The 13803-nt window shown below is 61.4% G+C and carries 3 protein-coding genes; 1 reads left to right on the forward strand and 2 read right to left on the reverse strand.

The window, feature by feature from the left end:
• Positions 1-46 precede the first annotated feature (46 nt).
• Both QMK47_RS02020 and QMK47_RS02025 read right to left on the reverse strand, forming a co-directional pair.
• Positions 47-12088, reverse strand: a complete 12042-nt coding sequence (locus tag QMK47_RS02020) for a retention module-containing protein (protein WP_320389731.1) — start codon at positions 12086-12088, stop codon at positions 47-49.
• 217 nt (positions 12089-12305) lie between these two features.
• Positions 12306-12449, reverse strand: a complete 144-nt coding sequence (locus QMK47_RS02025) for a hypothetical protein (RefSeq protein ID WP_158265820.1) — start codon at positions 12447-12449, stop codon at positions 12306-12308.
• Here QMK47_RS02025 and QMK47_RS02030 point away from each other — a divergent pair.
• Positions 12448-13797 (forward strand): TolC family outer membrane protein, encoded by a 1350-nt coding sequence (locus tag QMK47_RS02030; RefSeq protein ID WP_214511046.1) that lies wholly within the window; start codon positions 12448-12450, stop codon positions 13795-13797. The two genes, QMK47_RS02025 and QMK47_RS02030, sit on opposite strands and share 2 nt — an antisense overlap.
• The last annotated feature ends 6 nt before the right edge of the window (positions 13798-13803 follow it).

Genomic DNA, 13803 nt, shown 5'->3' on the forward strand with positions numbered 1-13803 from the left:
GCAGCCATGCACGACCGCCCTGTGAAGGGCGGCCGTGAGGGCCCGATCAGCTGTTGTTGTGATCGACCTTGATGGTCGGGTCGCTGCCGGCGATCAACGAGTTCAGGTTCACGTTCGACCAGTTGTTGCCTTCGAGCTTGATCGTCACGTCCGGCGTCGCTGCGGCACCGTTGGCCGCATTGAACTGGCCGGAAGTGCTGACCTGCAGTGACGACACGCCATCGACCGTACTGATTTTCAGGAAGTGGTCGATGGTGCTGCCGCTTTCGCCCTGCAACAGATCCCGCAGGTCGATCCGGTCACCTTCGCCGGCGTTGAAGTTCTTGATGACGTCGGTGCCGGTGTCGCCGGACTTCCAGACAAAGGTATCGCCGCCCAGGCCGCCGATCAGGGTGTCATTGCCCTGGCCGCCGATCAGTGTGTCGTTACCTGTGCCACCGAGCAGGATGTCATTGCCCTTGCCACCGTCGAGCGTGTCGTTGCCGCCCTGGCCGAAAATGATGTCGTTGCCGGCGCCGCCCAGCAGGGTGTCATTGCCATCGTGGGCACCGGACACATCGAACGCGGTGTAGTGTTCGGTGATGTACTGGTGCACGTTGCTGGTGGTGACCTTGCTGACGTCCACGCCGTTCTGTTGGGCGACGAAAGCCTGGAGGGCCTGGTAGCCCTCGCCGGTAACGCCGTTGAAGCTCACCAGGTCGCCGAACAGGATGTCGTTGCCGCTGCCGCCGTTGACCGTGTCGGAGCCCGGCAGGGTCGCTTCGGTGTGGCCGATGATCGAGTTGGCCAGGTTGTTCGGGTCGATGTTGGTCTGCGGCGTCGAGTCCGAATCGTAGGGCTTGAGGTCGTTCAGGGTCACATCGCTGTTCAGGCCGATGGCTTCGACGGTACTCAAGCCTTTGAGCAGCGTGAAGCTGGCGGATGAGCCAGCTGCCGCGTCGAGGTAGTTCCAGTAATCGGAATAACCGTTGCCACCCAGGTTCGACAGCTCGAAAGTGCCATTGCCCTCGGCATGCACCGTGCCCACATAACTGTCGGTCCAATTCTTTCCGCTTTTGGTCGACAGGTACATCTCACCGTTTTCGTAGATGGTGTACTTGTGCGTGCCGTCGATCGTCTGGGTGTAGTACTTGCCGACGGTGTAGTTGGTTGCGCTCAGCACATCATCGAGCTTGACGGTGCCGTACAAGGTCGGGTTGGTCTGTTCACCGGTCTGGTAGAAGGTCGGTTTGCCGTCGGTAATGAAATACGTCAGGTTTTTCGCGCCGGTATTGTTCAAGGCCTGGGTGCTGTTGAAGAAGTTCGCCGTGGTCTTGAACACGTCTTCGTAGTTGGTACCGCCACCCGACACCATCGAGTCGAGCACGCCTTTGAGCAGGGTCAAGGCGTTCGGGTCGTTGAGGTTGACCGCGACCGTCTTGTTCACCTGGTTATCAAAGTCCGCCAGGAAGATGTTCACCGTCCCGGCGTTGCTGCCCATGCTTTGCTTGAGGGTGTTGAACACCGAGGTCAGCGAGGCCTTGGCCGCGGCGATGGACGAGTCGCTCATGCTGCCGGAGCTGTCGACCATGAAGGCGATGTTGTAGTTGACGCCCGGCACTACGGTCAGCCCACCAATGTCGGCGACGACGATGTCGTTGCCGTCGGTGCCGGTGACGTTGTCACTGCCCGCCGTGGCGGTGATGGCGTTGTAGGTCGCCGGGTACACGGTGACTGGGATCTGCGCCGTGGTGGTTGCCGATCCTCCGAGGGCTTCGGTGGAGGTGGAGGTCACGGTCAGATTGAGCTGGCCGTTGTAATAGGCCGGCGGCGTCAGGGTCAGGCTGCCCAGGTTCCAGCCACTGACCGATGCTTCGCCGTTGCTGCCCACGGTCGCGAAGTGGCCCACGCCGTCGCTCAGCACACTCCCTTCCGGCATGCCGCCAATCTTCACGCTCAGGCTTTCGGAGCCGTCGGTGTCGGTCAGGGCGGTGGTGATTTTCGACAGGTGCACGCTGGTGCCTTCGGCGCCTTCGTTGAGCTTGAAGCCGTCGTAGTAGCCTTCGCCGTTGGTGCCGTGCAGGTCGGAGACGGTCACGCCAGCATTCGCCAGGTCGGTCACGCCGGTGTAGAGCGGCACGCCGGCACTGCTCAGGTCTACAGGCGTGCCGCCGTTGACCGACAGGTTCACGTCATAGCTACCGACACCGTGCTGATTGTGGTGGTAGATGTCCAGGGTGTAGTAGCCGCTGGTGGTCGGGGTGAACGAACCGTTCAACTGGCCGCCCGCACCCCAAGTGGTTGCCGCGGCGGTTTTGCCGCCGATGGTGACCAGCAGGCTGTCATCGCCCGTGCCGCTGAAGGTGTAGGTCTTGCCGGCTTCGAGGAAAATCAGGCCCGAGGTTTTCGACGCAGTGCCCACGTTCACGTTACCGTCGGACTGCACGTTGGTCACGTTGGTGCTGCTGTTCGGCGTGCCGGCGGCATCGATCACCGACTTGAGCGTGCCGGACGGCGCGCCGCTGCCATCGGTGCCCAGGCCCGACAGGCCGGTCCAGACTTCCTTGATCAAACCGGTGGAGGTCACGTTGTTGCCGGCCACGTTGAGGGTCGGTGCGTCGGCGACTGGCGTGATGTCGATCTTCACGGTGCTGGTATTGCCCAGTGCCTGGCCGTCGGTTGGCTGGAACTTGACCTGTGCGTAGTCGGCCTGGTTGTTGCCCGTGCTGCTGCCAACATAACCATTGGCGCCGGATTCGTTGGCGTCCGGAGTGAAGCGCAGCTTGCCGGCGTCGATGTCAGCCTTGGTGAAGGTCTGGTTGTTGGCCACGTCTTTCCAGGTTGCACCGTCCAGATACTGCAACTTGCCATCGGCCGGCAGCTCGGTGATTTTCACACCCAGGCTGGTGGCGGAACTGTCCACGTCGCTGATGCCGAACGTCGACCAGCCGAGGAGCAGTGAAGTGTCTTCGGTACCGGTCACCGCGCCGCCAGTGGCCACTGGCGCGTCGTTGACCCCGACCACGTTCACGGTGGTGGTGGCGGTGTTGGAGTAGCTTGCGCCGTCGGTCACCGTCACGGTGATGATGCGCGGTACGGTGCTCGGATCTTCGCTGTTGTTGATGAAGCTGATGTTCTTGATCTGCTGCATGTAGTCGGCCAGCGTCGCATTGCCCGTCAGCGTCAGGACGACCTTGCCGTCGGTGCTGTTGGCGTTGATGCTGATGCCGTTGACGCTGTTGCCCAGGTTCAGCGCATCGCCAGGCTGACGGTTGGTCAGCACGATGGTCGCGCCGGTCAGCATGGTGCTGTCCGGGTCAGTGATGCTCAGGTCGGTGTCGGCGATGGACACGCCCGGGCCGGTGGTGCCTTCGGTGAAGGTCACCTGGTAATCGGCGCCGGTCTTGCCGCTGGAGTTGTTGGCGTCCAGGTCGAGTGCCGGTGGCGCATCGTTGTCGATGATCGAGGTGCTGACGCTGCCATTGGTGCCGCTGACCGCCAGGTGCTCGAAGTTGCCACCGGTGGCCGAGTCGATCTTGACCACGAAGTTTTCGGTGCCTTCGGTGATCTTGTCGTCCAGCGTTGCCACGTTGAAGGTGGCGCTGGTGGCGTTGGCCGGGATCTTCACGGTGTAGACACCGGTGAAGTCCGTGCCATCGGCGGCGGTGCCGCTGTAGACGATCTTGAGCGTCACCTCGGTTTGCGCCGGGTTCGTCAGGCTGACGGTATAGGTGGCCGCCTGGCCTTCGGTGACCGACGTGCTGCCGGTGATGCTGACGGTGGTGTTGTCGATGGTGTCGGTAACATCGGTCACCGCAGGCGTGGTGCTCGGAACCAGGTTCTCGAAGTTGCCGCCAGTAGCCTTGTCGATGCTGACTTCAACTTTGCCAGCGTCTTTGTAGACATCGTCTTTTGGCGCATCGACGGTCACGGTGCCAGTGGTGGCGCCGGCGGCGATGTTGATGACGGCGCCGTTGCTCAAGGTCACAGTGACAGGCGAGTCAGCGGCGTTGGTCAGGGTAGCGGTGTAAACGATGGAGCCGCCTTCGGCCACAGTGTCAGTTGCCGAGAGTGTCAGGCCAGTGGTGTCCTGGGTGTCCGTGACGGTGGTGTCGGCAGGCTTGCCGTCGATGTCCAGTTTTTCGTAGTTGCCGCCCTGGGCGTCGTCGATCTTCACGCTCAGGTTGTCGCCGCCAGCGAGGGCGTCGTTTGGTGTCACGAAGTTCACGGTGCCGCTGCTGGCGCCAACCGGAATGGTGATGGTCTGGCCGTTGCTCAACGTCACGACGAGCGGGGCATCAGTGACCGGTGCATTGACCGAGGCGGTGTACACCACGGTGCCGCCTTCCGCGACGGTGGACGTTGCGGTCAGGCTCACGGTCGAGGTGTCGATGGTATCGGTAACGTCAGTCACCGCAGGCGTGGTGCTCGGAACCAGGTTCTCGAAGTTGCCGCCAGTGGCTTTATCGATGCTGACTTCAACTTTGCCAGCGTCTTTGTAGACGTCGTCTTTTGGCGCATCGACAGTGACGGTGCCGGTGGTGGCGCCCGCAGCGATGTTGATGACGGCGCCGTTGCTCAGGGTCACAGTGACAGGTGAGCCAGCGGCGTTGGTCAGGGTGGCGGTGTAAACGATGGAGCCGCCTTCAGCAACGCTATCGGTTGCACTCAAGGTCAGGCCGGTAGTGTCCTGTACATCGGTAACGGTGGTGTCGGCAGGCTTGCCGTCGATGTCCAGTTTTTCGTAGTTGCCGCCCTGGGCGTCGTCGATCTTCACGCTCAGGTTGTCGCCGCCAGCGAGGGCGTCGGTTGGTGTAACGAAGTTCACCGAAGCGGAGCTGGCGCCGACTGGGATGGTGATGGTCTGGCCGTTGCTCAACGTCACGACGAGCGGGGCATCAGTGACTGGTGCGTTGACCGACGCGGTGTAAACGACAGTCCCGCCTTCGGCCACCGTCGAAGTCGCTGTGAGCGAAACGGTGCTGGTATCGATGGTGTCAGTGACGTCAGTCACCGCCGGCGTAGTGCTCGGAACCAGGTTCTCGAAGTTACCGCCAGTAGCGTTGTCGATGCTGACTTCGACTTTGCCGGCGTCTTTGTAGACGTCGTCTTTTGGAGCATCGACGGTCACGGTGCCGGTAGTGGCGCCAGCAGCGATGTTGATCACCGCGCCGTTGCTCAAGGTGACGGTCACTGGCGAGCCGGCGGCGTTGGTCAATGTTGCGGTGTAAACGATCGAGCCGCCTTCGGCCACAGTGTCAGTTGCCGAGAGCGTCAGGCCAGTGGTGTCCTGGGTGTCTGTGACGGTGGTGTCGGCAGGCTTGCCGTCGATGTCCAGTTTTTCGTAGTTGCCGCCCTTGGCGTCATCAATCTTCACGCTCAGGTTGTCGCCGCCGGCGAGGGCGTCGTTTGGCGTAACGAAGTTCACGCTACCACTGCTGGCGCCGACCGCGATGGTGATGGTCTGGCCGTTGCTCAACGTCACGACGAGCGGGGCATCAGTGACTGGTGCGTTGACCGAAGCGGTGTAAACGACAGTCCCACCTTCGGCCACAGTTGAAGTCGCGGTGAGCGAAACGGTGCTGGTGTCGATAGTGTCAGTGACGTCAGTCACCGCTGGGGTAGTGCTCGGAACCAGGTTCTCGAAGTTACCGCCAGTGGCCTTATCGATGCTGACTTCGACTTTGCCGGCGTCTTTGTAGACGTCGTCTTTTGGAGCATCGACGGTCACGGTGCCGGTAGTGGCGCCAGCAGCGATGTTGATCACCGCGCCGTTGCTCAAGGTGACGGTCACTGGCGAGCCGGCGGCGTTGGTCAATGTTGCGGTGTAAACGATCGAGCCGCCTTCGGCCACAGTGTCAGTTGCCGAGAGCGTCAGGCCAGTGGTGTCCTGGGTGTCTGTGACGGTGGTGTCGGCAGGCTTGCCGTCGATGTCCAGTTTTTCGTAGTTGCCGCCCTTGGCGTCATCAATCTTCACGCTCAGGTTGTCGCCGCCGGCGAGGGCGTCGTTTGGCGTAACGAAGTTCACGCTACCACTGCTGGCGCCGACCGCGATGGTGATGGTCTGGCCGTTGCTCAACGTCACGACGAGCGGGGCATCAGTGACTGGTGCGTTGACCGAAGCGGTGTAAACGACAGTCCCACCTTCGGCCACAGTTGAAGTCGCGGTGAGCGAAACGGTGCTGGTGTCGATAGTGTCAGTGACGTCAGTCACCGCTGGGGTAGTGCTCGGAACCAGGTTCTCGAAGTTACCGCCAGTGGCGTTGTCGATGCTGACTTCGACTTTGCCGGCGTCTTTGTAGACATCGTCTTTTGGTGCGTCGACGGTCACGGTGCCGGTGGTGGCGCCTGCTGCGATGTTGATCACCGCGCCGTTGCTCAGGGTGACAGTCACTGGCGAGCCGGCGGCGTTGGTCAATGTTGCGGTGTAAACGATCGAGCCGCCTTCGGCCACAGTGTCAGTTGCCGAGAGTGTCAGGCCAGTGGTGTCCTGAGTGTCCGTGACGGTGGTGTCGGCAGGCTTGCCGTCGATGTCCAGTTTTTCGTAGTTGCCGCCCTGGGCGTCGTCGATCTTCACGCTCAGGTTGTCGCCGCCAGCGAGGGCGTCGTTTGGCGTAACGAAGTTTACCGAAGCGGAGCTGGCGCCGACTGGGATGGTGATGGTCTGGCCGTTCGACAGGGTGATAACCAACGGAGCTTCGGTCACGGGTGCATTGACCGAGGCGGTGTACACCACGGTGCCGCCTTCGGCCACCGTCGAAGTCGATGTGAGCGAAACGGTGCTGGTGTCGATGGTGTCAGTGACATCAGTCACCGCTGGGGTAGTGCTCGGAACCAGGTTCTCGAAGTTACCGCCAGTGGCCTTATCGATGCTGACTTCAACTTTGCCAGCGTCTTTGTAGACGTCGTCTTTTGGTGCGTCGACGGTCACGGTGCCAGTGGTGGCGCCTGCCGCGATGTTGATGACGGCGCCGTTGCTCAAAGTCACAGTGACAGGCGAGCCAGCGGCGTTGGTCAGAGTGGCGGTGTAGACGATCGAGCCGCCTTCGGCCACAGAGTCAGTTGCCGAGAGCGTCAGGCCGGTAGTGTCCTGCACATCGGTAACGGTGGTGTCGGCCGGAGTGGCGTCGATGTCCAGTTTTTCGTAATTGCCGCCCTGGGCGTCGTCGATCTTCACGCTCAGGTTGTCGCCGCCCGCGAGGGCGTCGGTTGGTGTAACGAAGTTTACCGAAGCGGAACTGGCACCGACCGGGATGGTGATGGTCTGGCCGTTCGACAGGGTGATAACCAACGGAGCTTCGGTCACGGGTGCATTGACCGAGGCGGTGTACACCACGGTGCCGCCTTCGGCCACCGTCGAAGTCGATGTGAGCGAAACGGTGCTGGTGTCGATGGTGTCAGTGACATCAGTCACCGCCGGCGTAGTGCTCGGAACCAGGTTCTCGAAGTTACCGCCAGTGGTGTTGTCGATGCTGACTTCAACTTTGCCGGCGTCTTTGTAGACGTCGTCTTTTGGTGCGTCGACGGTCACGGTGCCGGTGGTGGCGCCTGCTGCGATGTTGATCACCGCGCCGTTGCTCAGGGTGACAGTCACTGGCGAGCCGGCGGCGTTGGTCAATGTTGCGGTGTAAACGATCGAGCCGCCTTCGGCCACAGTGTCAGTTGCCGAGAGTGTCAGGCCAGTGGTGTCCTGAGTGTCCGTGACGGTGGTGTCGGCAGGCTTGCCGTCGATGTCCAGTTTTTCGTAGTTGCCGCCCTGGGCGCCGTCGATCTTCACGCTCAGGTTGTCGCCGCCCGCGAGGGCGTCGTTTGGTGTAACGAAGTTCACCGAAGCGGAGCTGGCGCCGACTGGGATGGTGATGGTCTGGCCGTTCGACAGGGTGATAACCAACGGGGCTTCGGTCACGGGTGCATTGACCGAGGCGGTGTAAACCACGGTGCCGCCTTCGGCCACCGTCGAAGTCGCGGTGAGCGAAACGGTGCTGGTGTCGATGGTGTCAGTGACATCAGTCACCGCCGGCGTAGTGCTCGGAACCAGGTTCTCGAAATTACCGCCAGTGGTGTTGTCGATGCTGACTTCAACTTTGCCGGCATCTTTGTAGACGTCGTCTTTTGGTGCGTCGACAGTCACGGTGCCGGTAGTGGCGCCAGCAGCGATGTTGATCACCGCGCCGTTGCTCAAGGTGACGGTCACTGGCGAGCCGGCGGCGTTGGTCAATGTTGCGGTGTAAACGATCGAGCCGCCTTCGGCGACGCTATCGGTTGCACTCAAGGTCAGGCCGGTAGTGTCCTGCACATCGGTAACGGTGGTGTCGGCCGGAGTGGCGTCGATGTCCAGTTTTTCGTAGTTACCGCCCTGGGCGTCGTCGATCTTCACGCTCAGGTTGTCGCCGCCCGCGAGGGCGTCGTTTGGTGTAACGAAGTTCACCGAAGCGGAGCTGGCACCGACTGGAATGGTGATGGTCTGGCCGTTGCTCAACGTCACGACGAGCGGGGCATCAGTGACTGGTGCGTTGACCGACGCGGTGTAAACGACAGTCCCACCTTCGGCCACAGTTGAAGTCGCGGTGAGCGAAACGGTGCTGGTGTCGATAGTGTCAGTGACGTCAGTCACCGCTGGGGTAGTGCTCGGAACCAGGTTCTCGAAGTTACCGCCAGTGGCGTTGTCGATGCTGACTTCGACTTTGCCGGCGTCTTTGTAGACATCGTCTGTTGGTGCGTCGACAGTCACCGTGCCAGTGGTGGCGCCTGCTGCGATGTTGATGACGGCGCCGTTGCTCAGGGTGACGGTCACTGGAGAGCCAGCGGCGTTGGTCAGGGTGGCGGTGTAAACGATGGAACCGCCTTCGGCCACTTCGGTAGACGCGGACAGGCTCAGGCCAGTGGTGTCCACCGAATCGGTAATCGTGGTGACCGCAGGCACAGTGCTCGGCACCAGACTCTCGAAGTTGCCACCGGTCGCACCGGTGATGGTGGTGCTGACGGTGCTGCCGTTGTTGTAGACGTCATTAGCCGGCGTCTCGACGTTGACGGTGCCAGTGGTCTGGCCTGCAGCGATGGTGATGACCGAGCCATTGCTCAAGGTCACGGTCACCGGCGTCTGAGCAGGGTTGGTCAGAGTCGCGGTGTAGGTGATCTGGCCGCCTTCGGTGATGGTTTCGCTGGCGCTCAGTGTCAGGCCGGTGGTGTCGGTCGAATCGGTAATCGTGGTGACCGCAGGCGCGGTGCTTGGGACCAGGTTTTCGAAGTTGCCACCGGTCGCACCGGTAATGGTGGTGCTGACGGTGCTGCCGTTGTTGTAGACGTCATTAGCTGGCGTCTCGACGTTAACGGTGCCAGTGGTCTGGCCTGCAGCGATGGTGATGACCGAGCCATTGCTCAAGGTCACGGTCACCGGCGTCTGAGCCGGGTTGGTCAGCGTTGCGGTGTAAACAATCGAACCGCCTTCGGTGATGGTGTTGCTGGCCGTCAGTGTCAGGCCAGTGGTATCCGCCGAATCAGTAATCGTGGTGACCGCAGGCGCAGTGCTTGGGACCAGGTTTTCGAAGTTGCCACCGGTCGCACCGGTGATGGTGGTGCTGACAGTGCTGCCGTTGTTGTAGACGTCATTGGCCGGCGTCTCGACGTTGACGGTCCCGGTAGTCTGGCCTGCAGCGATGGTGATGACCGAGCCATTGCTCAAGGTCACGGTCACCGGCGTCTGGGCCGGGTTGGTCAGCGTTGCGGTGTAAACAATCGAACCGCCTTCGGTGATGGATTCGCTGGCCGTCAGTGTCAGGCCAGTGGTATCCGCCGAATCGGTAATCGTGGTGACCGCAGGCGCAGTGCTCGGCACCAGGTTTTCGAAGTTACCGCCGGTTGCGCCGGTAATCGTAGTGCTGACGGTGCTGCCGTTGTTGTAGACGTCATTAGCCGGTGTCTCGACGTTGACGGTGCCAGTGGTCTGGCCTGCAGCGATGGTGATGACCGAGCCATTGCTCAAGGTCACGGTCACCGGCGTCTGAGCAGGGTTGGTCAGCGTCGCGGTGTAAACAATCGAACCGCCTTCGGTGATGGATTCGCTGGCCGTCAGTGTCAGGCCAGTGGTATCCGCCGAATCAGTAATCGTGGTGACCGCAGGCGCAGTGCTTGGGACCAGGTTTTCGAAGTTGCCACTGGTTGCGCCGGTAATGGTGGTGCTGACGGTGCTGCCATTGTTGTAGACGTCATTAGCCGGCGTCTCGACGTTGACGGTCCCGGTAGTCTGGCCTGCAGCGATGGTGATGACCGAGCCATTGCTCAAGGTCACGGTCACCGGAGTCTGGGCAGGGTTGGTCAGAGTCGCGGTGTAGGTGATCTGGCCGCCTTCGGTGATGGTTTCGCTGGCGCTCAGTGTCAGGCCGGTGGTGTCGGTCGAATCGGTAATCGTAGTAACGGCAGGTGCGGTGCTCGGCACCAGACTCTCGAAGTTGCCACCGGTCGCACCGGTGATGGTGGTGCTGACGGTGCTGCCGTTGTTGTAGACGTCATTAGCCGGCGTCTCGACGTTGACGGTCCCGGTAGTCTGGCCTGCAGCGATGGTGATGACCGAGCCATTGCTCAAGGTCACTGTCACCGGAGTCTGGGCCGGGTTGGTCAGCGTCGCGGTGTAAACAATCGAACCGCCTTCGGTGATGGTTTCGCTGGCCGTCAGTGTCAGGCCAGTGGTATCCGCCGAATCAGTAATCGTGGTGACCGCAGGCGCAGTGCTTGGGACCAGGTTTTCGAAGTTACCGCCGGTTGCGCCGGTAATCGTAGTGCTGACCGTGCTGCCGTTGTTGTAAACGTCATTAGCTGGCGTCTCGACGTTAACGGTGCCAGTGGTCTGGCCAGCAGCGATGGTGATGACCGAGCCATTGCTCAAGGTCACGGTCACCGGCGTCTGGGCCGGGTTGGTCAGGGTCGCGGTGTAGGTAATCTGGCCGCCTTCGGTGATGGTGTTGCTGGCCGTCAGGGTCAGGCCAGTGGTATCCGCCGAATCGGTAATCGTGGTGACCGCAGGCGCAGTGCTCGGCACCAGGTTTTCGAAGTTGCCACCGGTCGCACCGGTAATGGTGGTGCTGACGGTGCTGCCGTTGTTGTAGACGTCATTGGCCGGGGTATCGACGTTGACGGTGCCAGTGGTCTGGCCGGCGGCGATGGTGATGACCGAGCCGTTGCTCAAGGTCACTGTCACCGGCGTCTGGGCCGGGTTGGTCAGGGTGGCGGTGTAGGTGATCTGGCCGCCTTCGGTCACGGTGTTGCCCGCCGTCAGGGTGACGGTGGTGGTGTCGATGGTGTCGGTGATCTGGGTCACGGCCGGCGTGGTGGGCACGGTCACGGCAATGCCAGTGCCACCGGTGGTGCCAGTGACGGTCACACTGATCTGGCTTGGGTCGTTGTAGACCGTGTCATTCGGCGCGAGTGGAACGTTGACGCTGCCGGTCAGTTGACCCGCCGGGATCACGATCACCGCGCCGTTGGACAAGGTCACGGTCAGGTTGGTCTGCGGAGCCTGGGTCACGGTCGCGGTGTAGACCAACACGCCGCCGGCCTCGGTCAGGGTCGGCGTGGCGCTCAGGGTCATCGTCGCATTGAGCACGGCGTTGGCGGTCGTATTGGCCGTGGTATCGCCACCCAGGGTGTTGTTACCGGTGGCGGCAGCCGCAGCAAGGCCTTCCGTTGGGAAACCGACAGTAGGGTCGACGCTACCAGCGGTGGCATCCAGCACCACAAAGCTGTGGCCGCCACCGGCGGCACCACCCGTACCTGCGGCAGTTGCGCCGGCGGCGGTGGCTTCCAGGGCGGTCGTCGGGTCGACGCCCGCGGCGATGGCTTGTTGCAGCTCTTCTACTGACGGCGCGGCCTGGGCTGTGGCCTGTTCAAGATCGGTGGACGAGTCCGGGGCATTGGCGCTCCACTGGGTATCGCGGCCCAGGTCCAAGGTGCGGCCATCGGCCAGATCCAATGTGACGGCGCCAGAAGGGCCAGTGTCCAACTGATCGCCCGTGTACAGGCGATCACCTTCAATGAGTACGCGCCGGATGCCCTCTGGGGATACGACGAAAACCTGACCAACAATGCTTTTGACAACGGCAATAACACTGCTCATTGAAGACTCTCCGGGTGCCACGCTCAGTAGACTTCCATGGACCCGGCAGCGTGTAGGCAGCAGCGGTCTGGACGTTCATGTTTCACAAAGTAAGGTTATTTGACGCTTTTGCGTGTCAATATTTTGACTGTGATTTTTCAAACATTTTGTTTGTGCCAAACTATTGACCTTAAGCCGGCCATCCTAAACAATCATTGGCGTAATGTCACATTGATATTTAAGCGGCGACCTGTTCTTTCGGTGCGTGTTCCAGCTCCTGTTTTGAACTTTCCGACATACGGTCATTCCGGTTGCCATCATCCGATGCAGCGCCACGTTTCGCTGTGATCCAAGACAAGTGTTTCAGGAAGAAATCCACCATGCGTCTGCACCTGTTCAAGGCTTTACCCTTTGCCCTCGCCGCCAGTTTCGTACAAGCACAAACCTTGCCGCAGGCCATGCAACAGGCGCTGGATGTCCATCCTGAAATCCAGGCCGGCGTGAACAGTCGCCTCGCGGCGGATTACCAACTCAAGGCGGCCAAGGGCGGCTACCTGCCTAGAGTGGACCTTGCAGCCGGATACGGCCGTGAAGGCACCGACAGCGTCACCACCCGGTCGGGCGGGACCAATCATTGGGAAACCCTGAACCGCAGCGAGTCGAGCCTGCGCCTGTCGCAAATGGTTTTTGACGGTTTTGCGACGTCCAGCGAAGTTGGGCGTCAACAAGCCACCGTCAATGCCCGTGCCTATTCGTTGCTGGACACATCCGAGCGCACCGGTCTGACGGTGGCCCAGGTCTACCTGGACGTGCTGACCCGTCGCGAGTTCGTGCGCCTGGCCGAGGAAAACCTCAAGAGCCACGAGCGCATCTTCGACCAGATCAAGCTGCGCACTTCCCGCGGCGTGGGCAGCGGCGCCGACCTGGACCAGGCCGAAGCGCGCATGGCCCAGGCCCGCAACAACCTGATCACCGAACAAACCAACCTGGCCGATGCCGAGACCAACTACCTCAGCGCCGTCGGCCAACTGCCTGATCAACTGGAGCGTCCAGCCGATTTCCTGGCGCTGCTGCCGGCCAACCTGACCGAAGCCCGCGCCCAGATGCTGGAAAACAGCCCGGTGCTGCGTTCGGCCGAAGCCGACATCGCCGCGACCGAGCAACAGTACGAAGCCGCCAAATCGAGCTTTTACCCACGTTTCGACGCCGAACTGGGCCGCACTGCCGACAACGACCTGGACGGCCAGAACGGTCACAACAATGAATGGCAAGCCATGCTGCGCATGCGTTTCAACCTGTATGCCGGCGGCAGCAACAAGGCGGACCTGGAATCCAAGTCGTACCTGTCCAACCAGGCCCTGGACATTCGCAACAACGCGCTGCGCCAGTTGAACGAAGAGCTGGGCCTGGCCTGGAACGCCTTGAACAACGCCAATGCCCAGGTGCCGGTCGCCCAGCAATACGTGGATCGCAGCGCCAACGTGCGCACCGCCTACCAGAAGCAGTTCAGCCTCGGCGAGCGGACCCTGCTCGACTTGCTCGACAGCGAAAACGAGCTGTTCAGCGCTTCCCGTCGCCTGGCGGAAATCAAGAATGTGCAGCTGTTCACCCAGTACCGGATCAAGGCAACCATGGGCCAGCTGTTGAAAAGCCAGGGTGTGGTCGCACCGTTGGCATCGGTTGTGCAGAACGACATGAAGCCCAAGGTTCAGTTGCCTGGGATGAATTGAGTCCTA

The sequence above is a fragment of the Pseudomonas sp. P9_35 genome (genome assembly GCF_034008205.1).
In the GTDB taxonomy this organism is placed as follows: Bacteria; Pseudomonadota; Gammaproteobacteria; order Pseudomonadales; family Pseudomonadaceae; genus Aquipseudomonas; species Aquipseudomonas kilonensis.